The sequence below is a fragment of the Chryseobacterium paludis genome (assembly GCF_025403485.1).
GTDB classification, from domain to species: domain Bacteria; phylum Bacteroidota; class Bacteroidia; order Flavobacteriales; family Weeksellaceae; genus Chryseobacterium; species Chryseobacterium paludis.
In genome coordinates this window covers 3186156-3209876 of the sequence record NZ_CP099966.1, presented here as the reverse complement: position 1 = coordinate 3209876, position 23721 = coordinate 3186156, and the positions used below count along the sequence as shown (strand labels likewise).

Annotated in this window: 24 protein-coding genes, 1 pseudogene and 1 riboswitch; of the genes and pseudogenes, 16 read left to right on the top strand and 9 right to left on the bottom strand. The window is 34.9% G+C overall.

Going from position 1 to position 23721, the window contains the following annotated elements; all coding sequences use genetic code 11:
- Positions 1-84 precede the first annotated feature (84 nt).
- From NG806_RS14485 to serS, 6 genes are all read left to right on the top strand, one after another.
- Positions 85-870: a (Fe-S)-binding protein gene (locus NG806_RS14485; RefSeq protein ID WP_261510289.1), complete on the top strand. Its 786-nt coding sequence runs from the start codon at positions 85-87 to the stop codon at positions 868-870.
- Between the two features lie 109 nt (positions 871-979).
- The gene (locus NG806_RS14480) at positions 980-1468 is read left to right on the top strand and encodes a hypothetical protein (RefSeq protein WP_261510288.1); all 489 of its coding nucleotides are present in this window, start codon (positions 980-982) and stop codon (positions 1466-1468) included.
- Between the two features lie 136 nt (positions 1469-1604).
- Positions 1605-2735, top strand: a complete 1131-nt coding sequence (locus NG806_RS14475) for a glycosyltransferase (RefSeq protein WP_261510287.1) — start codon at positions 1605-1607, stop codon at positions 2733-2735.
- 4 nt (positions 2736-2739) lie between these two features.
- Positions 2740-3999, top strand: coding sequence for an MATE family efflux transporter (locus NG806_RS14470; RefSeq protein WP_261510285.1), 1260 nt, complete (start codon positions 2740-2742; stop codon positions 3997-3999).
- 20 nt (positions 4000-4019) lie between these two features.
- Complete coding sequence (locus NG806_RS14465; protein ID WP_261510284.1) at positions 4020-4523, top strand: hypothetical protein; 504 nt, start codon at positions 4020-4022, stop codon at positions 4521-4523.
- Positions 4524-4595: 72 nt separating this feature from the next.
- Positions 4596-5864, top strand: coding sequence for a serine--tRNA ligase (gene serS / locus NG806_RS14460; RefSeq protein WP_261510283.1), 1269 nt, complete (start codon positions 4596-4598; stop codon positions 5862-5864).
- A 40-nt stretch (positions 5865-5904) separates the two neighbouring features.
- Here serS and NG806_RS14455 read toward each other — a convergent pair whose 3' ends face one another.
- From NG806_RS14455 to NG806_RS14415, 9 genes and pseudogenes are all read right to left on the bottom strand, one after another.
- A complete protein-coding gene (locus tag NG806_RS14455) occupies positions 5905-6642 on the bottom strand; it encodes a hypothetical protein (RefSeq protein WP_261510282.1) in 738 nt (245 codons plus the stop codon).
- 11 nt (positions 6643-6653) lie between these two features.
- Positions 6654-7421 carry a sulfite exporter TauE/SafE family protein gene (locus NG806_RS14450; RefSeq protein ID WP_261510280.1) on the bottom strand — a complete coding sequence of 256 codons (768 nt, stop codon included), beginning with the start codon at positions 7419-7421 and terminating at the stop codon, positions 6654-6656.
- Positions 7412-7863, bottom strand: a pseudogene (locus NG806_RS14445) (FixH family protein). The gene NG806_RS14450 and the pseudogene NG806_RS14445 overlap by 10 nt, the downstream one beginning before the upstream one ends.
- Positions 7864-7933: 70 nt before the next feature.
- Positions 7934-9388, bottom strand: coding sequence for a cytochrome c oxidase accessory protein CcoG (gene ccoG, locus NG806_RS14440; protein WP_261510278.1), 1455 nt, complete (start codon positions 9386-9388; stop codon positions 7934-7936).
- Positions 9389-9483: 95 nt separating this feature from the next.
- Entirely contained in the window at positions 9484-10365 is an 882-nt protein-coding gene (locus NG806_RS14435) for a cbb3-type cytochrome c oxidase N-terminal domain-containing protein (protein ID WP_261510276.1), read from the bottom strand.
- Between the two features lie 9 nt (positions 10366-10374).
- Positions 10375-10572 (bottom strand): cbb3-type cytochrome oxidase subunit 3, encoded by a 198-nt coding sequence (locus NG806_RS14430; RefSeq protein WP_089028120.1) that lies wholly within the window; start codon positions 10570-10572, stop codon positions 10375-10377.
- A 15-nt stretch (positions 10573-10587) separates the two neighbouring features.
- Positions 10588-12849, bottom strand: coding sequence for a cytochrome-c oxidase, cbb3-type subunit I (gene ccoN, locus NG806_RS14425; RefSeq protein WP_261510274.1), 2262 nt, complete (start codon positions 12847-12849; stop codon positions 10588-10590).
- A 5-nt stretch (positions 12850-12854) separates the two neighbouring features.
- Positions 12855-13079, bottom strand: coding sequence for a cbb3-type cytochrome oxidase assembly protein CcoS (gene ccoS / locus NG806_RS14420; RefSeq protein WP_261510272.1), 225 nt, complete (start codon positions 13077-13079; stop codon positions 12855-12857).
- Positions 13080-13188: 109 nt separating this feature from the next.
- Positions 13189-15567 carry a heavy metal translocating P-type ATPase gene (locus tag NG806_RS14415; RefSeq protein ID WP_261510271.1) on the bottom strand — a complete coding sequence of 793 codons (2379 nt, stop codon included), beginning with the start codon at positions 15565-15567 and terminating at the stop codon, positions 13189-13191.
- A 90-nt stretch (positions 15568-15657) separates the two neighbouring features.
- Here NG806_RS14415 and NG806_RS14410 point away from each other — a divergent pair, with 90 nt between their 5' ends.
- The 10 genes from NG806_RS14410 to thiH all read left to right on the top strand — a co-directional run bounded on the left by NG806_RS14410 (position 15658) and on the right by thiH (position 23712).
- Complete coding sequence (locus tag NG806_RS14410) at positions 15658-16371, top strand: Crp/Fnr family transcriptional regulator (protein ID WP_089028117.1); 714 nt, start codon at positions 15658-15660, stop codon at positions 16369-16371.
- A 60-nt stretch (positions 16372-16431) separates the two neighbouring features.
- Positions 16432-17247 carry a 3-methyl-2-oxobutanoate hydroxymethyltransferase gene (gene panB / locus NG806_RS14405; protein ID WP_261510269.1) on the top strand — a complete coding sequence of 272 codons (816 nt, stop codon included), beginning with the start codon at positions 16432-16434 and terminating at the stop codon, positions 17245-17247.
- A gap of 3 nt (positions 17248-17250) precedes the next feature.
- Positions 17251-17574 (top strand): hypothetical protein, encoded by a 324-nt coding sequence (locus NG806_RS14400; protein ID WP_261510268.1) that lies wholly within the window; start codon positions 17251-17253, stop codon positions 17572-17574.
- A gap of 6 nt (positions 17575-17580) precedes the next feature.
- Complete coding sequence (locus NG806_RS14395; RefSeq protein ID WP_261510266.1) at positions 17581-18261, top strand: RluA family pseudouridine synthase; 681 nt, start codon at positions 17581-17583, stop codon at positions 18259-18261.
- Positions 18262-18390: 129 nt separating this feature from the next.
- A riboswitch (TPP riboswitch) is annotated at positions 18391-18488 on the top strand.
- A 65-nt stretch (positions 18489-18553) separates the two neighbouring features.
- Positions 18554-18760 carry a sulfur carrier protein ThiS gene (gene thiS, locus NG806_RS14390; RefSeq protein WP_261510264.1) on the top strand — a complete coding sequence of 69 codons (207 nt, stop codon included), beginning with the start codon at positions 18554-18556 and terminating at the stop codon, positions 18758-18760.
- Positions 18761-18787: 27 nt separating this feature from the next.
- A complete protein-coding gene (gene thiC, locus NG806_RS14385) occupies positions 18788-20599 on the top strand; it encodes a phosphomethylpyrimidine synthase ThiC (RefSeq protein WP_261510262.1) in 1812 nt (603 codons plus the stop codon).
- Positions 20596-21186 carry a thiamine phosphate synthase gene (locus NG806_RS14380; protein ID WP_261510260.1) on the top strand — a complete coding sequence of 197 codons (591 nt, stop codon included), beginning with the start codon at positions 20596-20598 and terminating at the stop codon, positions 21184-21186. The genes thiC and NG806_RS14380 overlap by 4 nt, the downstream gene beginning before the upstream one ends.
- 9 nt (positions 21187-21195) lie before the next feature.
- The gene (locus NG806_RS14375) at positions 21196-21810 is read left to right on the top strand and encodes a thiamine phosphate synthase (RefSeq protein WP_261510258.1); all 615 of its coding nucleotides are present in this window, start codon (positions 21196-21198) and stop codon (positions 21808-21810) included.
- Positions 21807-22580, top strand: a complete 774-nt coding sequence (locus NG806_RS14370; protein ID WP_315941731.1) for a thiazole synthase — start codon at positions 21807-21809, stop codon at positions 22578-22580. Before NG806_RS14375 ends, NG806_RS14370 begins: the two co-directional genes overlap by 4 nt.
- Positions 22581-22593: 13 nt before the next feature.
- Positions 22594-23712 (top strand): 2-iminoacetate synthase ThiH, encoded by a 1119-nt coding sequence (gene thiH / locus NG806_RS14365; RefSeq protein ID WP_261510256.1) that lies wholly within the window; start codon positions 22594-22596, stop codon positions 23710-23712.
- The last annotated feature ends 9 nt before the right edge of the window (positions 23713-23721 follow it).

Sequence of the window (23721 nt, the reverse complement as noted above, 5' to 3'; positions counted from 1 at the left end):
ATAGAATCTTCAAGTGGTATTTAGATGTATAAGCTTGAAAATTTTAAATACTTTACATTAATAAAAAATACATTTTACAACTAAATGGATTTCAATATAAAAACAATGGCAGAATATGCTGCCGAAGGAAAAGCACCAGAAGTTTTATTCTGGGTTGGCTGTGCGGGAAGCTTTGATGACCGCGCGAAAAAGATTACGAAAGCATTTTGCAAGATATTAAATAAAATAGGTGTTGAATTTGGAGTATTAGGTCAGGAAGAAAGCTGTACCGGAGATCCTGCTAAACGTGCTGGAAACGAGTTTGTTTTCCAAATGATGGCATTAACAAATATTGAAGTACTTAATGCATATGAAGTAAAGAAAATTGTGACGGCTTGTCCTCACTGTTTTAATACTCTTAAAAATGAATACCCTAGTTTAGGAGGACACTTTGAAGTTGTACACCATACACAATTCCTTAAAACATTAATGGAAGAAGGAAGGTTGAAGATTGAAGGTGGTGCTTTTAAAGGAAAAAAAATAACGTTCCATGATCCTTGTTATTTAGGAAGAGCAAACAATGAGTATGAGGCACCAAGAATACTTTTGGAAAAGCTTGATGCTGAACTTGTAGAAATGAAACGTTGTAAAACAAATGGGCTTTGTTGCGGAGCTGGAGGAGCACAAATGTTTAAAGAACCTGAAAAGGGAAATAAAGACATCAATATCGAAAGAACAGAAGAAGCTTTATCTTTTGAACCAAAAGTTATTGCCACAGGATGTCCTTTCTGTAATACAATGATGACTGATGGCGTGAAACACTTCAATAAGAATGAAGAGGTTGCTGTAAAAGATATTGTAGAGCTTCTTGCTGAGGCAGACGATTTATAGATAGTAAATTGGAAAATAAATTATTAAAACTCAGGAATATTCTTGAGTTTTGTTCTTTACAAAATAAAGTCAATTATAATTCTTAATTTTATACTTTAAATTTACAAAAATGAAGATTGAAGAATCCAATATAGTAGAAACGAGCGATTATAGAGTTATCATATATCCTGCTTCAAGACCTTTTACTACAAAAGAGGCCAAGGTGATCACCGAAAAGTTATATGATTTTTTAGCAGGTTGGGCAGCGCATGGAAAACCACTTTCATCATCATTTAAAATTGAAAAGAATCAATTTATTGTAGTTTGTGTGGATGAAGAGAAAGAAATGGCTTCAGGATGTAGTATTGATGCTCTGGGGAAGATCATGAGAGATATAGATGGAGAATACCAATTGGGATTGTTTGACCGAATGAAAGCCAGTTTTGTTGAAGAAGGAGAGGTTAAAACATTAAAGCTTATCGACTTTAAAACAAAATTAAGAAATGCAGAATTATCAAGAGATATCCAGGTGTTTGATTTTTCAAAAAATACCTATCTTGATTTTTTAAGTCATTTCCTTTTGCCATTAGACAAAAGCTGGGCGGCTTCTATAAAATAAGTTTATTGATAACTAAGAGAAAAAGAAAAGTGGATTGTTTCCACTTTTTTCTTTTTAAAGTATATTTGTACAATATCAGGTAGTTTTAATTATTAAACAAAATATACTTCTGCCTGAATATCATTTCAGAAAAGCCATGCCTAAAATACTTTTTCTAACAACTGCACACAAATACAACGATGACAGGATCTTTTATCATCAGGCAAAAGAACTTAAAGGCATTGGGTATGATGTGAAAATTTGCAGTTTAAGTTCGGATTATCGTGGCATTATTGATGGTATTGAGATTGAATCCTATTCTATTTTAGATCAAAATACCACTAAGAAGATCAAAGTGTTTGAAAGAGTTTGTGACAATTTTCAACCGGATTGTATCATAGGCTCTGAGCCGCTTGCTATTCTTGCTTCAAAAAAAATAAAAGAAGAGAGAAATATTAGTGTAATATATGATATTACAGAATGGTATCCTTCAAAAAGGATGGTAGAAAAATTTCCATTTTTTTTAAAAGGAATTCATGCTACTAAGTTCTTTCTGATCCAATTGTATGTTGGATGGATAAGTACTCATTTTATTTTTGGGGAGAACACTAAAAAATTTCCATTAGCTTATGTCTTTCCTTGGAAAAAAAGAATTATTCTGCCATATTTTCCAAATGATATTTATATTCATAAGAATATCAAGCAACTAGAGCCTAATAAAATAACTTTATGTTATACAGGGCAAATTTCAAAGGAAAAAGGGATTGAGAATTTTTTTAAAGCAAGTGATAGATTAAGGAAAATGAGACCGGACTTAGAAATCTCAATTTTGATAATTGGATCTTCTAGAAAAGAAAGAGATGAAAAATATTTTACTTATTTATTATCAAAATATAAATGGGAACATATTAAAATAGAAAAGCCCGCTTCCTTTGAAACATTTACTCAGGCCTATTCTGATGCTGATATTTGTTTTGATCTAAGGGAAATGAGTTATGAAAATCATCACTGTTTACCCATTAAAATATTTTATTATGCCGCTTCTGGTAAGCCAGTTGTTTATACTGATTTAAAAGCAACCCGAGAACATGTAGATGTCTCTAAATTTGGTTTTTTGGTAGATCCGGAAGATTCTTATTCCATTGCCAATGCAATTGTAAATTATATAGATAATCCACAATTGTATAGTCAGCATGCACAAAATGCCCGAAGAGAATATGAGAAAAAATATAACTGGAACATGATAAAGGACCTCTTTACGAACTTCATCAAACAATCACTACATTAAAAAGATGAAGCAAAATACTATTGTAAAGACTTTTATTTCTCGTTTTTTAATACTGATATTAAATTTCGGACTTGTTGTATACACTACAAACATGTGGGGTAGCGAGGGAAAAGGAGTTGTTTCAATAGTTATAGCAGACTTAACGATTATAGGTTTTTTCTGTAATATTTTTGTCGGAAGCAGTGTTACTTATTTTGCATCGAAGTATAAAACAGAACAGATATTATTGTATGCATATATTTGGTCTATCCTTATTGGAATATCCGTTCCACTGATCTTTAGTTTAACTCATAGTTTGGAATACCCATATTATCTCATGGGCTTATCAGTATTATCTTCCCTTCTTGCGGCCAACGTTAATTTATTCGTTGGACAGCAAAATATTCGGATGTTCAATCTCTATACGATTTTACAACAGATAGTTCATATTTTGTTTATTGTACTGATTGTATATATTATTAATATAACTTCTGTGGTATCCTATTTTATTGCTCAAATAAGCTGCTTTGCATTTTTATTTATTATCAGCAGTTTTCAGATCATAAAGGATTGTAAAATAGCAAATATTTCATTTTCTAAAGAGATTCGAAATAGATTATTTGACTATGGTTGGAAGACACAGCTAAGTGCATTTCTTCAGTTTTTGAACAACAGACTTTCATTTTACTTTTTAGAGTTTTTTAAAGGGATTACGAGTGTGGGTATATTTTCAATTGGGATTGCCTTTTCTGAGGCCATCTGGACAGTAAGTAGAAGCCTTTCAATAATTCTTTATGCAGATGTTGTTAATAATACTGATCATAATGATGCTATTGAAAAAACCAAAATATCTTTAAAAATCAGTTTTTTGATCACCTTATTATTTATCATTGGGATTTTATTACTTCCAGCGCAGTTTTATGTAATGATATTTGGTAAAGATTTTCATGAGACAAAAAAGATCACTATATTTTTGACGCCGGGAATTTTGGCTATAGCGGTGAGCAATATAATTGGATACTATTTTGCGGGTATTAATAAACTTAGAATTTTAAATATTAAATCTGTTGTAGGACTTATCTTTACGATTATATCATCTATTTTTATTATTCCGCGTTGGGGAATTATCGGAGCATGTATTATTACTTCGGCTTCATATTGTATATCATCAGCACTACTTTTTTGGAAATTTTATGAATTAACACCATTTCGTATCCGGGACTATATGATATCCCGATCTGAAATTAATGTATTGCTGAGTAAAGTATTAAGAAAAAATAATTAAAATATTTATCTTTGTTTGAAATGAGAAATGTAGTATTTGGAGTTCTAATTGTTTTATTTGCGCTTTTAAGTTGTAAGAGTGATGATGAAGATGTGCAAAGAATCGATCAGATTTTTAATCTGTATATGAAAAACAGTGCTGGACAGGATTTGCTTAATGCGAAAAAAGCAGGCTCTTATTCATCAATAGCGATGAATGATATAAATGGGGTGTCAGATATTGCACCCGTAAGTTTTGCATTAAAAGCAACAGCAGACTCTACTCTTTATATTGAATATATTGATGGAGCAAGAAGGCCGAAATTTGACTCTATCAGTCCGGCAGATAGAACCTATGAATCCCGAATAACATTAACACTTACAAAAAAGCTTACTGAAACTACTAATGAAGTAACTAATGATATATTGAGAATACAGTATCACTGGACACCTTCTGTATTTGAAGTCTCCAAAGTATTTTATAATGACGAGCTGAAGTTTACGAAGAAGCCCGGTTTACCAAATGTTGTTACGATCGTAAAATAATTTTAAATTTGCAAAACTGTTAACCTGGATGATCTAGTGTTTAACATTCTAATAAACTAACATCTAAATAAAATGTTACAAGTCAATTTTTTACGCGAAAACAAAGAACGCGTTTTAGAAGGTCTGAAAAAAAGACAATTCAAAAATCTTGAGTTGGTAGACGATGCTATTGCTACCGATGATGACAGGAAAAAAATCCAGTTTGAATTAGATTCTCAACTTTCGGAAATCAATAAAATATCCAAGGAAATTGGACTTTTAATGAAGGAAGGAAAAAAAGATGAAGCAGAATCGGCAAAATCTAAAACAGCACAGTATAAAGAATCGAGTAAAGAATTACAATCACAGTTGGATGTGAAGGAAAAAACTTTATTAGATATTCTATATCAGCTTCCTAATATTCCTAATGAAATTGTAAAAAGTGGAATTTCTGCAGAAGATAATGAGATCATCTATCAGTCACATGATGTTGAAGGTCTTGGAGAAGGTGCAATTCCACATTGGGAACTGGCTAAAAAATATAACCTTATTGATTTTGAATTAGGTGTAAAAATCGCCGGTGCAGGTTTTCCTGTGTATTTAGGTAAAGGAGCAAGAATGCAAAGAGCATTGGTTCAGTATTTCCTTGATAAGAATGTGGATGCTGGATATATGGAGGTCAATCCACCTCACGTTGTAAATGAAGCTTCAGGATATGGAACAGGACAATTACCTGATAAAGAGGGGCAGATGTACTACATTGCTGCAGATGATCTATATTTAATTCCTACAGCAGAAGTTCCTGTAACGAATTTGTACCGTGATGTTTTATTGGATGAAAAAGATCTTCCAATTAAAAATACTGCTTTTTCTCAATGTTACAGAAGAGAGGCAGGAAGCTATGGTGCACATGTAAGAGGATTGAACCGACTTCATCAGTTTGAAAAAGTGGAAATTGTAAGAATTGAGAAGCCTGAAAATTCTTATGCTGTTCTGGAAGAAATGGTAGAACATATCAAAGAAATACTTACAGACCTTGAGCTTCCTTACAGGGTATTAAGACTTTGTGGTGGAGATACAGGATTTGCGGCAGCAATGACGTATGATTTTGAAGTATGGAGTGCAGCACAGGAAAAGTGGTTGGAGGTGAGTTCAGTTTCTAACTTTGAAACATTTCAGGCAAACCGTTTGAAGTGTCGTTATAAGACAGAAGGGAAATCCCAGTTGGTTCATACCTTAAATGGATCTGCAATGGCTCTACCAAGAATTATGGCTGCATTGCTTGAAAACAATCAGACAGAAGAGGGTATTAAACTTCCCAAGAAAGTTGCTGAATATGCAAAATTTGAGTTAATCAGCTAATTGATAAAGTAAACCACCGAAATTTCGGTGGTTTTTATTTTTATTCTGTTGTTATAATTACTTTTTTATCAGAATGTTTAAGTTTAGAATCCTTATCATACAAGGCCTTGATATCGTATTCCAATCGTACGGAATGATCATCGATCTGTTTCAGCCAGTCATGTTTTCCTGTGATTGATTTTATTTTGTTTTCAAATTTTAAGGTTGTTCCAATCTGTTTAAAAAGCATTGGAACTATTCCTTCTGTAGATAATGCTTCTTCTTTTGAAGTTTTAGAGCGAAGCGCATCCTCAATGTTTTTAAGATTGAAATCGTCTGTATTTATGGTTAGCGTTTTACCATCCCAATTATTGTATATATTTTGATCAATGGGAAGTTTTTCTCCCTTTGTTAAGCCATTTAATGAATTAAGATCTGATTTTGTGAAGTGATCTAATTTTAAAGAAAACCCGGAATATTCATTATTTTCCTTATTAGATTTCATGAAAATCTTCTTCATAACTTTTATAGAATCAGGATCTTTGGTTTTTAATGTGCCTTCTTTCTTATCAAGGTCATACATACTTGTCCAGGTAGTTGGCATTTTATCCATTTCACCAAATTCCTTTTTATTTAATGAATCTGGGGTCATTGCTTTCATCTCTGCCATAAATTCTTTTACATCGATATCCATAATCGTTGACGAAGCAGCATCTTTATGATATATTATTTCAGAATTGATTGTACAAGACTGTAGCGTCAGAAGGCTTAAAATTAATAAGAAGAATATTTTTTTCATGGTATAGTTTATTAGTGGCAATTGACTGAACTGTGATTATGAGTGCTATGATCCCCTGGCAAATGGCAATCGCCTTGATTATCTTTAGAAATAGTCATTGCCTCTGATCTTGGAGAAATGTAAGGAATCCCTAACTCCAAACCTCTTATAATAAACAAACCTCCTAAAATAATCATGATAACAGGAATAGCTTTCAATACTTTTACTCTGAAAGCCTGATTCATTAGATTCCCGACAAGAACCACAGCAAACATGAATGGAAGTGTTCCAAGACCAAATAAGGCCATATATGAAGCTCCCTGCCATATTCCTCCGCTTGCCAGGCTCGCGGTAAGGGCCATATAGACCATCCCACATGGTAAAAAACCATTAAGAATACCTGTTGTAAACCTTGATCGGTAATCTGCTTTTTGAAGAAGTCTTCCTAAATTTGATTTTACAGAATACAGAAATTTTGAAAAGAAAGGAATTCTTGAAGCAAAATCTTTTCCTCCAAAAGAAAACACTGCCATTATAATTAACAAAACTCCCACTGCAATCGTTAAGTACTGTTGAAAGCCTGCCATTTCAAAGCCTTGCCCAATGATACCTAAAATCCCACCTAAAAGAGAATAAGTAAAAATCCTTCCAAACTGATAAGTAAGATTTTGAAGGTAGAAATTTGTAGCTTGTTTTTTTGTTAATCCCATCGATAATGCAATAGGACCACACATTCCGATACAGTGAAAACCGGAAGCAAAGCCTAAACCAATTGCCGATAAAATAAGTGCTATTTCCATATCACATCATAATCCATTCTGTAGTTGATTTTGTCCTTAGTCCACATCAATCGTAAAGTGTAACCTCCGGTTTTCAATACCTTTGATGGTACTAAAAATGATTGATTTGCATCCAGCTGTTCAGATCTTTTAATATCTAAATTCTGGTCGTCAGTTCTATTTAAAACAAACTTTACAGTTGTATTCGAATTGTTATAATCTTTTGGGAATACTATTTTTATTCCATTTGTATCCTGGCTGTATACAGGTTTTTCCTGTAGTCCATCTGCTCTTTTTTAGCATCTATTACATCCTGGTATTGTAGTTCTTCTTCGTAATAATTATCAGTTACCATTTCTGAGTTCTTTTGTCCGTTTGGAAAAAGAAACAACATTGATAAAATGAAAATGATAAATGCAGCTAATGCAATTACAACACCATGTCCCCAACTAAAGTTTTTCATTTTTTCCGGATTTTTTTGTCTTTATATAAGTTATCGGGAACCTTTAGGATTTTGAACAGGTTCCTGAAATTTAAAATTGTAATTTAAATGGACCTTCGAAATAAGTTTTGTAAGAATCTACCATCTTTCCTTTCATATCGTAGACTCCTATCGTAATATTTTGTTTCGATAATTTCATGGCATCTTCAGGAAAACTGATGTTGATTGTTCCTTTTGAGATCTTATCTCTCTCAACAGTAATTTTGCTCGATGCACTATAGATGATTTCTCCTTTAGCAGGTTCAATCACTTTAATGGTTACGATTTTCTTGTCGTTTGTCTTATTTAAGAAGGTGTAATTATAGGTATTGGTGATCTTACCATCTCTTACAAAGAATGTACTTCCTGCGGGTTTAATGAATTTTGCTTCCATTTCACCACGATTATAAAGAAGGTATCCTAAGAAACCAACCAATAAAGCAAGAACAACAGCGAAGCCTTTCATTCTTCCTGTAAACTTGAATTCTGTTTGGTTTTCAATTTCATTTTCTGAAGCATAACGGACCAAGCCTTTTGGAAGGCCTACTTTTTCCATTACTTCATCGCAGGCATCAATACATGCAGTACAGTTTATACATTCCAATTGCTGTCCGTCTCTGATATCAATTCCTGTAGGACAAACAACAACGCATTGATGGCAGTCGATACAGTCTCCTTTTCCCGCCGCTTTTCTATCTTCACCCTTTCTCCATTTTGAACGGTTTTCACCACGATTGAAATCGTAGAATACGTTGATTGTATCTTTATCGATTAAAACCCCCTGTAGTCTTCCATATGGACATACCAACGTACATACCTGCTCTCTAAACCATGCAAATACAAAGTAGAATGCGCCTGTTAAAAGGATCATTACTATAAAGTTGGTTGGATGGGTAAATGGTCCTTCAGAAACAATTTTAAATACCTCTTTATAGCCCACAATATACATGAACATAAAATGAGTGATGATCAAAGAAATAACGATATAAACAGACCATTTTAAACTCCTTTTCCAGATTTTCTCAGTATTCCAAGGTTGCCTGTCCAACTTCATTTGTCTATTTCTGTCACCTTCAATTATAAATTCTATTTTACGAAATATCGATTCCATAAAAATTGTCTGAGGACATATCCACCCGCAGAAAATTCTTCCGAATGCAATCGTAAAAATAATAATGAATATCAAAGATGCTATAGCACCCAGAGTCAGGATAAAAAAGTCTTGTGGATAGAAGGGTTGTCCAAAGATGAAAAACTCTCTATCAATAACGTTGAATAAAAAGAAAGGATTACCATTGATTTTTAAAAAAGGAACGGCAAAATAGATCAGTAATAAAGTATAACTTACAATGTTTCTATAGTTTGTGTATTTACCTTTCGGCTTTCTTGGGAACACCCATCTTCTCTTTCCGGATTGCTCCATAGTCCCTATAGAATCTCTGTAAGTCTCAGGGTCCAGAACCTGTCCCTGTCCGCCGCGTACTTCTATTTCTTCTATGTCTGACATTTTGTAATATATTTAAAAAAAGAAAAGCATAATTAGTTACTATTTTTTTTCTAATAACAAATTATGCTTTTCATATGTTTTAATTTTTTTTGAAATTATTCTTTTTCCCAATGAGCTTCTGTCCCTTGAGGAGCAGCTCCACCTTGAGCAGTTGTAATTGGAGGTTGTTCCTGATTGATGTGATATACAAAAGCTGCAATCTTTTCAATCTCTGCACCGGAAACTTCTCCGTTCTTACCAAATGGTCTCATTGCAGGGTTAGTAGGAGAACCATTCCAGTCCATATGGAAAACATTCTTAAATAAAGTTTTCTCCGGCTGGTTGATCCAGTAATTATCCGTTAAGTTCGGACCAATACCTCCTCTTCCGTCTTCACCGTGGCAAGATGCACAGTTTGTTTTGAAAAGCTCCTTACCTTCTGCAATATTATCAGCTGAATATTTTGCTGTTTCTATAGTTACAGGAGGTTGACTTTTTTCATATTCTGCAATACTCGCAATCTGCTCTTTATATTCTTTCTCATACTCGCTTAAAGGATGAGCGAAATCTGTGAAAGAGTATGCACATATATAAACAATACAAAAAGCAGTCCCAAAATAAAACAAACCTACCCACCATTTTGGTAACTGGTTATCCAATTCCATAATACCATCGAAACCGTGGTCGATAAGGATATCTTTTTCTTCAGTAACAGATTGCTTTTTGAATGCGCTGTCATACATTCTTCTTAAGAAAGGAATCTTTTTCTCATTTAAATACACAGCTTTTTCTTCTGGAGATAATTTCTTGAACTTATTGTTCTCAATTAAATCTCCAATAGAGCTATGAATATAAGCTAAGATAGCACTTATCACAACAGTTCCCCAGAAGTATGGTGAAGCTAAAAACGAATAGCTTTGTACAAATAAATAATAAAAAACTATTAAAAGTCCAATTATTATTAAAATGTTTACAACAACCGGTGTTCTTTGTTTCATAATAAATATTTAATTTTTTAAATTAAAGTCGTCTTCATCATCCTGCAGAGGAGCCTCTTCTTCTTCTTTGTAATATTTTTTAGGCCTGCTAAAAACATAAATTACCAAAGCTACGAAGAACAGCATAAAGAAAATCAGAGCCAGCGTCTGGTAAAAACCAGCGTTTTCTGTATTGGATAATATATCTTTAAAGTTCTGAGGAATCATTGAGCCTTAATGTTTTTAGTTATTACTTGCTGTTTTTATTTCTGTTGTTTTGATATCAGTACCTAATCTTTGTAAGTAAGAGATAAGAGCTACAACCTCTTTTTTCTCCAATTCACCTTTAGGTCTCTTAGCATAAGCCACTTTTAAGTCATTCGCTTCAGAGAAGATATCTTTTACGATTTTCGCAGCCTGGTTGTCTGCCCATTTATTTGCAGAGTCTATCTGAGGCTTTGTATATGGCACATCGAAAGTATTTTTCATCAGTAACATTTTATCAACCATTTTAGATCTGTCTAAATTTGTAGCAATTAACCAAGGGTAACGAGGCATAATAGAACCTGCAGATGTTGATCTTGGGTTATACATATGCTTATAGTGCCAAGAACTTGGGTTTTTACCTCCTTCTCTATGTAAATCCGGTCCTGTTCTTTTTGATCCCCATAAGAATGGTCTGTCATAGATGAACTCTCCCGCTTTTGAGTATTGTCCGTTTTTACCGTTGAATCTTACGATCTCGTCTCTGAATGGTCTTACCATCTGAGAGTGACAAGCGTTACATCCTTCACGGATATAAATATCTCTACCTTCTAATTCTAATGGTGAATAAGGTTTCACTGCTGAAATAGTCGGTACACTTTTCTTAAGAGATAGTGTTGGGATAATTTCAACTGAACTACCAATAGAAATCGTTAAGAAAGATAAAATACCTAATAATATTGGAGTTCTTTCCAGCCATAGGTGAGTTCCTTCTCCTTCTTTTCTGTTTTTGCTGATATTAGCTAAAGCAGGTGCTTCTGCCGGAACCTCTTTTTGGAAAGATCCTTTTCTTACCGTTGCAACAACGTTTACAATCATTAAGATTGCTCCTGAGATATAGAATAATCCTCCTACAAATCTCATTTTAAAGTAAGGAATAATTGCAGTTACAGTATCCAACCAGTTTTTCCACAATAGTGTTCCATCCGGGTTGAATTGTTTCCACATCAATCCTTGAGTAAATCCTGAAATATACATTGGTACTGCATAGAAGATAATTCCTAAAGTACCTAACCAGAAATGCCAGTTAGCTAATTTTACAGACCATATTTTTGTTCTCCACAAAATCGGTACTAAATAATAGATTACCCCGAATGCCATGAAGCCATTCCATCCAAGTGCACCTAAATGTACGTGACCAATAACCCAGTCAGTAAAGTGTCCAATTTTGTTAATGTTTTTAGTCGCTAAAAGTGGTCCTTCAAAAGTGGCCATACCATAACATGTAACAGCGACTACGAAGAACTTAAGAATAGGATTTTCTCTTACTTTATCCCATGCCCCTCTTAACGTAAGAAGACCATTTAGCATACCTCCCCAAGATGGAGCGATAAGCATGATAGAGAAACCTGTTCCCACTGCCTGAGCCCATGCAGGAAGTGCAGTATACTGAAGGTGGTGAGGACCAGCCCAGATATATACGAAAATTAATGACCAGAAGTGAATAATAGACAGTTTATATGAAAAAACTGGTCTGTCTGCAGCTTTTGGTAAGAAGTAATACATCAAACCTAAAACCGGAGTTGTCAATACGAATGCAACCGCATTGTGGCCATACCACCATTGTACGATAGCATCTTTTACCCCAGCATATGCTGAATATGATTTCCATCCTGTGAAAGATAATGGAACTTCTAAGTTGTTAAAAATGTGAAGCATTGCTACTGCGATCCAAGTACCAATATAGAACCAGATAGCTACATAAAGGTGTCTTACCCTTCTCTTAGCAATAGTTAAGAACATGTTGGCACCGAAAATGATCCACGAGAAAGCAATTAAAATATCGATTGGCCATTCATGTTCAGCGTATTCTTTTGAGGTATTAATACCCATAAAGAATGTGATGAACGTAGCAACAATCATAAATTGCCAAGTCCAGAAATGTATCCAAGATAACGTATCACTGTACATTCTTGCTTTCAATAATCTCTGTAGAGAGTAATAAATACCGGTATAAACGATATTACATACGAACGCCCAGATTACAGTGTTGGTGTGCAGCATTCTGATTCTACCAAAACCAAATGCACCATGAGTATTAATTAGCCCTTGAATATTACCACTCTTTAAACTCTGAATGGTAGTATCATCAGTACCAAATAAAAATTCAGGAAGCTCTGGGTAGAAAAGCATTAAGGCTGCGGTAAGCCCGAACGTAAACCCTATAAGCCCAAAAACTATGGTCGCATAAAGAAATGCCCGAACAATACTGTTGTCATAACTAAACTTTTGTGTCTCCATATCAACTATTCACTTTTTTCTTCAATTTTATTATTTTCTCCTTTTTCTTTCTCGTCTGTTTTGTTGCCGTCTTCCTTTTTCTCCTTTATTTCACCAGAGTCATAAAGAATTCGCACAGCAGGGGACTCATCATCCTCAAACTGTCCTTTTCGGGCGTTTACTATAAAAACGACCAAGAAAATTGCAGCCAAAGAAACACTGCATAGGATCATTAAATATAGAATATCCATTTGACAACAAAATTAACCTATTTTCGGGGTTCAAATTTAGTGAAAAATAATGACATTCATCACGAAATACCGATTCTTGCTAATTTAAAATCAGTCTAAATAAGGGCTTCTACGCCTCTTTGGTAAAGTATTTCCGTCCCAGGATCCAGGTTGAAATTGTAGTGAATGCAACTACGGTAATAGAACTTATTGGCATGATTATCGCTGCGAAGAGCGGATGCATATGGCCTGTAACTGCGTAACTTAAACCTACGATATTATACAGGAAACTGATTATGAATGTCATTTTCACAATGGTAATAGAGCCTTTGCAAACATTGAGATATCTGTCAAGGGTTACGACTTTGTCGCCATTCATGATCACATCTGATGATGGAGTAAATGTATTCGTATCATCAGCAATTGCAATTCCCACGTTGCTTTGTTTTAATGCTCCTGCGTCATTTAAGCCGTCTCCAAGCATTGCAACTTTATGGTTTTTGTCCTGCAGTTCTTTAATGTAATTAAGTTTGTCTTCGGGGCTTTGGTTGAAAGCCATCGCTTGGCAAGTAGGAATGATTTCTTTTAATTGGCTTTCCTCAGAAGAATTATCTCCGCTTAATATGAAGATCTTGTAGTTGGTAAGGATTTTAAACAGATTTTTAAGCTGCCCTCTGTATTCATTCTTGAAAATGAATTTACCAAGGAATTCATCGTTTTTGCTTATATAAACCGCTGTTTCAAGATTTTTAGATTCCTGATTATTATATCTGGCAGACCCTATTTTATAGCTGCTTCCTCGTACGTTGGCTTTGTAGCCTTTTCCAGAAATCTCCTCGAATTGGTCAACCGGGAAATAATCGTCATTAACATCAATGAATTCATATAGGGATTTTGAAAGAGGGTGGTTTGAATTTTTCAACAAAGTTTTGATATTCAATAGGTCAAAATCTGAAATTTCTAAACCATCATATTTGATATTGGTCTTTTTTCTGTGTGTAATTGTTCCTGTTTTGTCAAATACAAGGGTGTCAATTTTTGCAATTTTCTCTATTGTTAAAGTATCTTTTACATAAAACTTGTTTCGACCTAAAATCCGCATGATGTGTCCAAAAGTAAATGGTGCCGAAAGAGCAAGCGCACAAGGGCAGGCAATAATTAAAATAGCAGAAACAACCTGGAACATTTTTTCCAGATCAATGAAGGACCAATAGATTCCTGAAGCTAAAGCAATGCCCAATATGATGAAAGTGAAGTATTTGCTTATGTTGTTGGTAAGGGTGTCCAGTCCGGTTTCGTATTTTTTGAATGCTTCTTTATTCCAAAGTTGTGTCAGATAACTTTGATCCACATTTTTTATCACTTCAAGTTCAAGAGAAGAGCCGATTTGTTTTCCGCCTGCAAAAATTTTATCTCCAGGCTGCTTGCTTATGCTTTCACTTTCTCCTGTAATAAAGCTGTTGTCGATATTGCCTTCGCCATTAATTAAAATGGCATCTACCGGAATGATTTCCTGATTTCTAACTAAAATTCTATCACCCACTTTGACTTCAGAAAGTAAGATGTTATCTTGTTTTCCATTAAAATCAACTTTAGTAACAGCAATAGGATAAAATGATTTATAGTCGCGATCGTAGGAAAGAGCACTGTAGGTTCTTTTTTGGAAGGTTTTCCCTAAAAGCATGAAGAATAGCAGTCCACATAAAGTGTCGAAATAGCCAGGCCCATAATTCGTTGTCACTTCGTAGACGCTTCTTCCGAAAAGAACGAAAATACCTAAGACAATTGGAACATCAATATTAACGATTTTGTTTTTCAGTCCATACCAGGCAGATTTGTAATAATCTGAAGCTGAGTAAAAGACCACCGGAATAGCAAGTAAAAACATTAAAGTTCTGAAAAGACCCTTATAGTGCTGCATCCAGAAATCTTCGCCGCCAATATATTCAGGGAAGGCCAAGAACATTCCGTTACCAAATGCAAAACCAGCAATAGCCAATTTAACTAGAAGTGATTTGTCAAGATGATCAACATTCTTCTCTGCTGTTTCAAGGCTGATGACTGGTTTATATCCAAGATTAGTTAGGAATTTAGCTAATTCGCTTAATTTTAAATCATTATGATTAAATGAAACCTGTAAGGTTTTTCTTGTAAAATTAACCTGAGAATATTTAATGCCGTCATTTAGCGTATGGAGACTTTCTAAAAGCCAGATACAAGAAGAACAATGTATCACCGGAACTTTGAATGTTACCAGACTTGTACTCCCTTCCGAAAAGTCAGTTATCTTTTCAAAAATTTCAGGAGTATCTAAATAATCGAATTGAGAAGAATTTTCATCACTGGGACGAATTCCTGCTCTTTTATTCAATTCGTAAAAATTACTTAGATTGTTGGTATTCAGAATTTCGTAGACCGATCTGCAACCATTGCAACAAAAAGTTTGTTCATCAAAAAGAATTCTTTCTTTTTCTATGCCTTGACCACAATGAAAACAGTTCTCGCTCACCTCCATAAATTATTGAGGTACAAAATTATAACAAATTTTTTTGTTTATCGAGTTAAAATGTTCTATTTTTGTGATAAATGTCATATTAAAATGTCGCAGGAACAACAGATTGCAATTGAAGAGAGGTTCGCCAGAGTTTTTAATGATAAATCCTTTAAGGAAAGACTTTCAAGCGCAGATTTTGAAAAATATATTAGCACGAAAAAGAAATTAAATTTTCAAAAACACGACACTATTTTTGAAGATGGTGAAACTCCAAAAGGAGTTTACTTTTTAGAAAATGGTGCAGCTAAACTTTCTAAATCCGGAGCTTTTGGAAAAGATCAGATTTTAAGATTTATTAAAGAAGGCGATATCATTGGTTACCGATCTTTACTTTGTGGAGAAAATTTTCAGGCTAAAGCTGAAGCAATGACTGATATTGAATGTACTTTTCTACCTGCTGATGTATTTATGTATCTTTTGGAAGTAGATTCTCAATTATCATTCGTAATGCTTCAGAAAATTGCTTATGAACTGGGTGAGTCTTCAAACACCATTACATTCCTTGCTCAAAAAACGGTTAGAGAAAGATTAGCTGAAATTTTATTACTTCTTGAGCAGAAGTTAGGTGTTGATCCGGAAGGATTTATTAAAATTTCTTTAACAAGAGAAGAGATTGCTAATATCATAGGTACAGCTACCGAGAGTGCTATTCGTTTGATCTCCGAATTTAAACAGGATGATCTCATAGAAGTTGATGGTAGAAATATCAAGATCCTCAATCACGACAAACTAATGAAACTAGGTCACGTAGTTTTATAAATCATACAAAATTTAAGTCGGCGGAAGCCGACTTTTTAACTTTTAAAAAATAGATACATTATGTCTGTTCATTCCGAAATAAAAAAAGTTACGACTGAAACCTTGCGTAAGATGAAATTCGACAAGGAAAAGATAACAATGCTTACTGCATATGATTTTACTACTGCGAAGATGGTAGATGCCGGAGGAGTTGATGCTATTTTGATAGGAGATTCTGCTGCCAATGTAATGGCAGGTTTTGAAACAACGTTACCAATTACTTTAGATCAGATGATCTATCATGCTCAAAGTGTTGTTCGTGGAGTAGACAGAGCTCTTGTCATTGCGGATTTGCCATTTGGCTCTTATCAGAGTAATCCTGAAAAAGCATTAGAGTCTGCAGTTAGAATGATGAAAGAAGGAGGTGCTCACGCTGTGAAAATTGAAGGTGGTAAGGAGATTTCAAAATCTATCAAAAAAATTGTTAATGCAGGAATTCCTGTAATGGGACATTTAGGATTAACACCACAGTCAATTTACAAATTCGGAACTTATAAAGTAAGAGCAAAAGATGAGGCGGAAGCTGAAAAATTGATCAGTGATGCACAACTTTTGGAAGAATTAGGCTGTTTCTCTATTGTTTTGGAAAAAATTCCGGCAGATTTAGCTAAAAAGGTATCCGAAAGTATTTCTATTCCGACAATCGGAATTGGAGCAGGTCCTGATTGTGATGGGCAGGTTTTAGTTTATCATGATATGGTTGGAATGAATCAGGGATTTAGTCCAAAGTTTTTAAGGAGATACCTTGACCTTTACACTGAAATTACAGGTGCAGTTGCACAATATGTAAAAGATGTGAAAGCTGTGGAATTTCCAAACGAAAAAGAAAGTTATTAATTAATGAGAAATAATCAACAGGCTATACAGGGAATTATTTCCGTTATCGCTTTAATTTGTCTGGCAACAGGATGGTTTAAATTCTTTTCACCGGAAATTAATGATATTCTTTCAAGAAGGGTATTTTATATTTTAATAGGAATAAGTTTTGCTGTTCAGGCACCTTTTCTATCCAATAGAAATTTTGTCTATCCAATGTATGCAGCAGCAGGTCTTTGTATTGTAGGGGCATTTTTGCCATTAGAATCAAGATTAGCAGGAATGAAAACACTTGGACTTCTTGGAGGGATCATTCTTTCTTTATCCAATAGAAGACAGACTAACTAAATTAAAATGGAGGAGCAGATTGCTTATGAAGACAACCATCTTTTGGTTGTAAATAAAAAAGTTGGTCAGCTTGTACAGGGTGACAAGACTGGTGATGAATCGTTATTAGAATCAATCAAGAATTTTATAAAGAAAAGAGATGCTAAACCGGGAAATGTTTTTCTCGGTTTGGTTCATCGTATAGACCGACCAACTTCAGGTTTGGTTATCTACGCAAAAACGTCAAAGGCTCTTACCCGTCTTACTCAGATGGTAAAGAACAGGGAAATTGAAAAAACGTATTGGGCTGTAGTCCCTAAAGAAATGATTCCGCATAGTCAAAAGCTGATTCATTATTTAAAGAAAAACGAAAAAAATAATAAAGCAATTGTTTTTCCAAAAGCGACAGAAGGAGCTAAAGAAGCGATCTTAACTTATAATGTCATTAAAAGTCTGGAAAATTATATGTTGCTTCAAATTGATTTGGAAACTGGAAGGCATCATCAGATCCGTGCACAATTATCAAAAATTGGAATTCCCATCAAAGGAGATTTAAAATATGGTGCACCACGATCTAATCCTGATGGAGGTATTAATCTTCATGCAAGAATGTTAAAATTTATCCATCCTGTCACAAAAGAAGAGATTGAAATTGTAGCTTCTGTTCCACAAAATGATGCCATCTGGAGAGCTTGTGAAGAAATATAAATCAATACGATCTTTTTATAAGATTAAAAAGAATTAAAAAAGTCTGTTTCATTTTGAAGACAGACTTTTTTATTTGCTTTAATAATAAAGCTGAAGTTTTGCTCATTTTGAAAAAATAACTATCTTCGCTCCATACTTTAGGGGTGTCTGCTTACAAACAGACTGAGACTTTACCCTTTGAACCTGATCTGGATCATACCAGCGTAGGGAAAAGTGAGATGACTTTTTGTTGTACATTCTATTGTACAATTATAGCCATTCCTAAAGTGATTTGTTTAACAAAAACCTTGGAATGGAACTTATAATCAATCACACACGGAAAATTTTCAATATCCCCCCGGAAAACCTGGAGGCATTGATGGCTTTGGAGGCTCCCGGCCGAAAGAAGGGAATTGCTGTAGCATTAAATAACAGTATCATTCCCATTTCATCCTGGAAGAATACTTTACTGCAGGATCAAGATTCAATTTTAATTATCACTGCCACACAGGGCGGTTAATATTCATAATAACAATATCCCAAACTTATGGCACATTCTATTACATGTTCACCATTTCCCAATTCTAAAAAAATATATGTGGAAGGACAGATCCATCCCATTAATGTGGCAATGCGTGAAATTCATCTAAGTCCCACAAAACTTAGTAAAGGAGGACTTGAACATAATCCTCCCGTAACAGTTTATGATACATCGGGCCCTTATACCGATGAAAATGCAGAAATCGATATTTTAAAAGGCCTTCCAAGAATAAGGGAGCAATGGATTTTAGATAGACGAGATGTGGAAATATTGCACGGAATATCATCAGAATACGGAAAGGCACGTTTGGCCGATCCAAAGCTCGATGAGTTGCGTTTTTCTTACAATCATAAACCTAAAGTTGCTTTAGAAGGAAAAGAAGTTACCCAATTGTATTATGCTAAACAGGGAATCATCACTCCTGAGATGGAGTATATTGCTATCAGGGAAAACCAAAGAATAGAACAGCTTGATTTTGTCTCTAAAGAAATGGCTTCTCAGCATCCAGGAAATAACTTTGGAGCCAGAACTCCCAAAAATAAAATTACCCCTGAATTTGTAAGAGATGAAATCGCAGCCGGAAGGGCGATCATTCCCAATAACATCAACCATCCTGAAAGTGAACCGATGATTATCGGAAGGAACTTTTTGGTGAAAATAAATGCTAATATTGGAAACAGTGCTGTTTCATCCAGTATTGAAGAAGAAGTTGAAAAAGCCGTTTGGGCTTGCAGATGGGGTGCGGATACCATTATGGATTTATCCACAGGAAAAAATATTCATGAAACCAGAGAGTGGATCATCAGAAACAGCCCGGTACCCATTGGAACAGTTCCCATTTATCAGGCACTGGAAAAAGTGAAAGGTGTTCCTGAAGATCTTACCTGGGAAGTATTTAAAGATACACTTATAGAACAGGCAGAACAGGGAGTTTCCTACTTTACCATTCACGCTGGAGTTTTATTAAGATACATTCATCTTACCGTGAATAGAGTGACGGGAATTGTTTCGCGAGGTGGTTCAATTATGGCAAAATGGTGTCTTTTCCATCATAAAGAAAACTTCTTATATACTCATTTTGAAGAGATCTGTGAGATCATGAAAAAATATGATGTTGCATTTTCTCTTGGCGACGGATTACGTCCGGGCTCAATTGCAGATGCTAATGACGAGGCACAGTTTGCTGAATTGGAAACTTTAGGAGAGCTTACAAAAATTGCCTGGAAACATAATGTGCAGGTGATGATTGAAGGCCCTGGCCATGTACCAATGCATATGATCAAAGAGAATATGGATAAGCAATTGGAAGAATGTCACGAGGCTCCATTTTATACTCTGGGTCCATTAACTACAGATATTGCGCCAGGTTATGATCATATTACTTCGGGAATCGGAGCGGCAATGATCGGATGGTTCGGATGTGCAATGTTATGTTATGTTACTCCAAAAGAACATTTGGGACTTCCGAATAAAAAAGACGTAAAAGACGGAGTTATTACATATAAGTTGGCAGCACATGCTGCAGATCTGGCAAAAGGTCATCCTGGTTCTCAGTATAGAGATAACGCTTTAAGTAAAGCGAGATTCGAATTCAGGTGGGAAGATCAATTCAATCTCTCGTTAGATCCGGAAACGGCAAAGGCTTATCACGACGAAACACTACCCGCAGAAGGAGCGAAGATTGCCCATTTCTGTTCTATGTGTGGACCAAAATTCTGTTCTATGAAAATCACTCAGGAAATCCGGGAATCAGCAGAAATGGGAATGTTGGTGAAGTCACAGGAGTTTATTGAGAATGGAAAGGAGATCTATTTATGATCATTGTAATAAGCTCTGAAGAAACAATTTCTAATGAAGCTAAGGTTGTAAATCAATTATTTCTGGAGGGATTGGACTTATTTCATGTAAGGAAACCTTTCATCAATGATCATGAAATGAAAGGTTTCTTAAACCAAACTAATGAATCTTTTTGGCCTCAATTAGTTTTACACAGCCATTTTGAACTTGCTAAAGAATATGGTATTTCCCGACTTCATTTCCGGGAATCTGATCGGATTAATGGCTCATATCAAATGTACGTTAAAGAAAATATGATCTCTACTTCAGTACATGGTATTGATACTTTTAATGCACTTGGACAAGAGTGGGAATATGCTTTCGTCAGTCCCTTCTTTCCAAGTATCTCTAAAAGAGGATATGGAAATGAGACCACCATTCTGGAAGATAGTAAAGCAAGTGATAATCCAAATGTAAAGTTGGTTGCTTTAGGTGGGATTACTGATAAAAATATGAAAGAAGCACTTAGAGCAGGAGCTGATGGGGTTGCTTTATTAGGAGCTATATGGCAAAGTGAAAACCCACTTGATATATTTCAAAGGTGTAGAGAAAATAAAATGAATTATTGAAAATTGGTCATGGAAAAATTACAATATATCTCACAGGGAAGTACAAAAGAAGAACAGGAATTAAATATTTATAAAGCCCTGGATGCGGGAGTAAAATGGATTCAGGTAAGATGGAAAAATGCTTCTGAACTGGAATTGATTGGACTCTGTGAAAAAGCCCAATTATTGTGTGCTGATTATAAGGCAATATGCATTATTAATGATCATGTAAAACTGGCAAAAGACATCAATGCAGATGGAGTGCATTTAGGATTAAATGACTGTTCTATATTAGAAGCAAGACATATTTTAGGAACAGATAGAATAATTGGAGGAACAGCAAACACATTGGAAGATGTCCTTCAAAGAATGTCAGAACCATGTAATTATATTGGTTTGGGACCATTAAGGTTTACTTCCACAAAAGAGAAACTCAGTCCAATACTTGGTTTTGAGGGATATCAGCATCTGATTCAATATTTAGAAGAAAGATCTTTTGATCTACCTAAAATATTCGCAATTGGAGGGGTAAGACTGGATGATATAGAATTATTACAACAGATCGGAATATATGGAGTGGCAGTTTCCGGACAAATTACAAATCAGCCATCCATTGCAAATGACATTATAAAATCTTTCAAATGAATCAAATACTAACAATAGCAGACAGAAATTTTACATCAAGGCTTTTCCTTGGAACAGGTAAATTCGGAAACCTGGCGGAAATGACACAATCTATCATTGCATCAGAAAGTAATATGGTGACAATGGCTTTAAAAAGAATTGATGCCCATTCACAGGAAGATGATCTTCTCAACGCTTTAAAGCCTGCAAATACTCATCTTTTACCCAATACTTCAGGAGCACGAACTGCTAAAGAAGCTGTTTTAGCGGCGCAATTGGCAAGAGAAGCACTCGAAACGAACTGGGTAAAATTGGAGATACATCCTGATCCCAAGTATTTATTACCTGACCCTATTGAAACATTATATGCGACAGAAGAACTTGCCAAACTTGGTTTTATTGTAATGCCTTATATTCACGCTGATCCTGTTTTGTGTAAACGTCTTGAAGATGTGGGAACAGCTGTGGTGATGCCTCTGGGGGCTCCGATTGGAACTAATAAAGGACTTAGAACGATGGATTTTTTAGAAATTATCATCAGCCAAAGTAAGGTTCCGGTGGTGGTTGATGCCGGAATAGGCGCTCCATCTGATGCTGCAAAGGCTATGGAAATTGGAGCAGATGCCGTTTTAGTAAATACAGCAATTGCGGTTGCCAGAGATCCCATCAATATGGCACTGGCATTTAGAGAAGGGGTAATTGCCGGAAGAAGAGCTTATGAAGCAGGACTTGGATCAATAAGTTCTCATGCCGAGGCATCGAGTCCACTGACTTCATTTTTATTTGAATAATAAAGATCATCTAATGAATAATTTTGAAGAAGTTTTTAGCTGCTATGAATGGGACGATGTTAAACAAAGATTGGAAAACGTCACATTATCCGACGTAGAATACAGTTTGCATAAAAAACAAAAAACATTAGATGATTTTCTCAATCTGATTTCAAAAGCTGCTGCCCCAAAACTGGAAATAATGGCTGCTATGACGCGGGCTATTACTCAGAAAAGATTTGGGAAAGTTATACAGCTGTATGCTCCTTTATATCTTAGTAATGAATGTCAGAACATTTGCACCTATTGCGGTTTTAGCTTAGATAATAAGCTGAAAAGAAAAACGCTCAATGATACTGAGCTTATGATGGAAGCGATGGTCTTAAAAACAATGGGGGTAAATCATGTGTTACTCGTAAGTGGTGAGGCAAATAAGACAGTAGGTATTTCCTATTTTATTAATGCAGTCCGTTTATTAAAGACTCATTTTGCTAATATTTCAATTGAAGTACAGCCGCTATCAGAAGAGGAGTATAGATTATTACATAAGGAAGGGGTTCATTCTGTCTTGGTATATCAGGAAACTTATCATCAGGAAGTTTATAAACAATACCATCCCAAAGGAAAAAAATCTAATTTTCATTTTCGTTTGGATACCCCTGACAGAATTGGAAGAGCTGGAATTCATAAGATGGGCTTAGGAGTTTTACTTGGATTGGAAGACTGGCGGGTAGATAGTTTGTTTAATGCAATGCACATTGACTATCTGCAAAAACAATATTGGAAAAGTAAACTCTCAGTGTCTTTTCCAAGACTAAGACCCGCAGAAGGAATCATAGAACCCAATTTTATCATGGAGGATAAAGATCTGTTACAGCTTATCTGTGCATATAGGATTTGGAATGAAGATATTGAAATATCTATTTCTACCAGGGAGAATGAGAGTTTTAGAAATCATATTGTCTCATTAGGTGCTACAGCAATGAGTGCCGGTTCAAAAACAAATCCAGGTGGTTATGCGGTCGATAAACAGTCTCTGGAACAATTTGAAACCAGTGATGAAAGAAGTATGCACGTGATTAAGAATATGATTAAAGGAGCGGGATATGATCCGGTAATGAAAGATTGGGACTCCGTATACAGTGGTTTTTAAAAAAGATGA

Bases quoted from the DNA above. Each gene is read 5' to 3' on its own strand.
- NG806_RS14485 (WP_261510289.1), top strand. From the start codon at position 85: ATGGATTTCAATATAAAAACAATGGCAGAATATGCTGCCGAAGGAAAA.
- NG806_RS14480 (WP_261510288.1), top strand. From the start codon at position 980: ATGAAGATTGAAGAATCCAATATAGTAGAAACGAGCGATTATAGAGTT.
- NG806_RS14475 (WP_261510287.1), top strand. From the start codon at position 1,605: ATGCCTAAAATACTTTTTCTAACAACTGCACACAAATACAACGATGAC.
- NG806_RS14470 (WP_261510285.1), top strand. From the start codon at position 2,740: ATGAAGCAAAATACTATTGTAAAGACTTTTATTTCTCGTTTTTTAATA.
- NG806_RS14465 (WP_261510284.1), top strand. From the start codon at position 4,020: ATGAGAAATGTAGTATTTGGAGTTCTAATTGTTTTATTTGCGCTTTTA.
- serS (WP_261510283.1), top strand. From the start codon at position 4,596: ATGTTACAAGTCAATTTTTTACGCGAAAACAAAGAACGCGTTTTAGAA.
- NG806_RS14455 (WP_261510282.1), bottom strand. From the start codon at position 6,642: ATGAAAAAAATATTCTTCTTATTAATTTTAAGCCTTCTGACGCTACAG.
- NG806_RS14450 (WP_261510280.1), bottom strand. From the start codon at position 7,421: ATGGAAATAGCACTTATTTTATCGGCAATTGGTTTAGGCTTTGCTTCC.
- ccoG (WP_261510278.1), bottom strand. From the start codon at position 9,388: ATGTCAGACATAGAAGAAATAGAAGTACGCGGCGGACAGGGACAGGTT.
- NG806_RS14435 (WP_261510276.1), bottom strand. From the start codon at position 10,365: ATGAAACAAAGAACACCGGTTGTTGTAAACATTTTAATAATAATTGGA.
- NG806_RS14430 (WP_089028120.1), bottom strand. From the start codon at position 10,572: ATGATTCCTCAGAACTTTAAAGATATATTATCCAATACAGAAAACGCT.
- ccoN (WP_261510274.1), bottom strand. From the start codon at position 12,849: ATGGAGACACAAAAGTTTAGTTATGACAACAGTATTGTTCGGGCATTT.
- ccoS (WP_261510272.1), bottom strand. From the start codon at position 13,079: ATGGATATTCTATATTTAATGATCCTATGCAGTGTTTCTTTGGCTGCA.
- NG806_RS14410 (WP_089028117.1), top strand. From the start codon at position 15,658: ATGTCGCAGGAACAACAGATTGCAATTGAAGAGAGGTTCGCCAGAGTT.
- panB (WP_261510269.1), top strand. From the start codon at position 16,432: ATGTCTGTTCATTCCGAAATAAAAAAAGTTACGACTGAAACCTTGCGT.
- NG806_RS14400 (WP_261510268.1), top strand. From the start codon at position 17,251: ATGAGAAATAATCAACAGGCTATACAGGGAATTATTTCCGTTATCGCT.
- NG806_RS14395 (WP_261510266.1), top strand. From the start codon at position 17,581: ATGGAGGAGCAGATTGCTTATGAAGACAACCATCTTTTGGTTGTAAAT.
- thiS (WP_261510264.1), top strand. From the start codon at position 18,554: ATGGAACTTATAATCAATCACACACGGAAAATTTTCAATATCCCCCCG.
- thiC (WP_261510262.1), top strand. From the start codon at position 18,788: ATGGCACATTCTATTACATGTTCACCATTTCCCAATTCTAAAAAAATA.
- NG806_RS14380 (WP_261510260.1), top strand. From the start codon at position 20,596: ATGATCATTGTAATAAGCTCTGAAGAAACAATTTCTAATGAAGCTAAG.
- NG806_RS14375 (WP_261510258.1), top strand. From the start codon at position 21,196: ATGGAAAAATTACAATATATCTCACAGGGAAGTACAAAAGAAGAACAG.
- NG806_RS14370 (WP_315941731.1), top strand. From the start codon at position 21,807: ATGAATCAAATACTAACAATAGCAGACAGAAATTTTACATCAAGGCTT.
- thiH (WP_261510256.1), top strand. From the start codon at position 22,594: ATGAATAATTTTGAAGAAGTTTTTAGCTGCTATGAATGGGACGATGTT.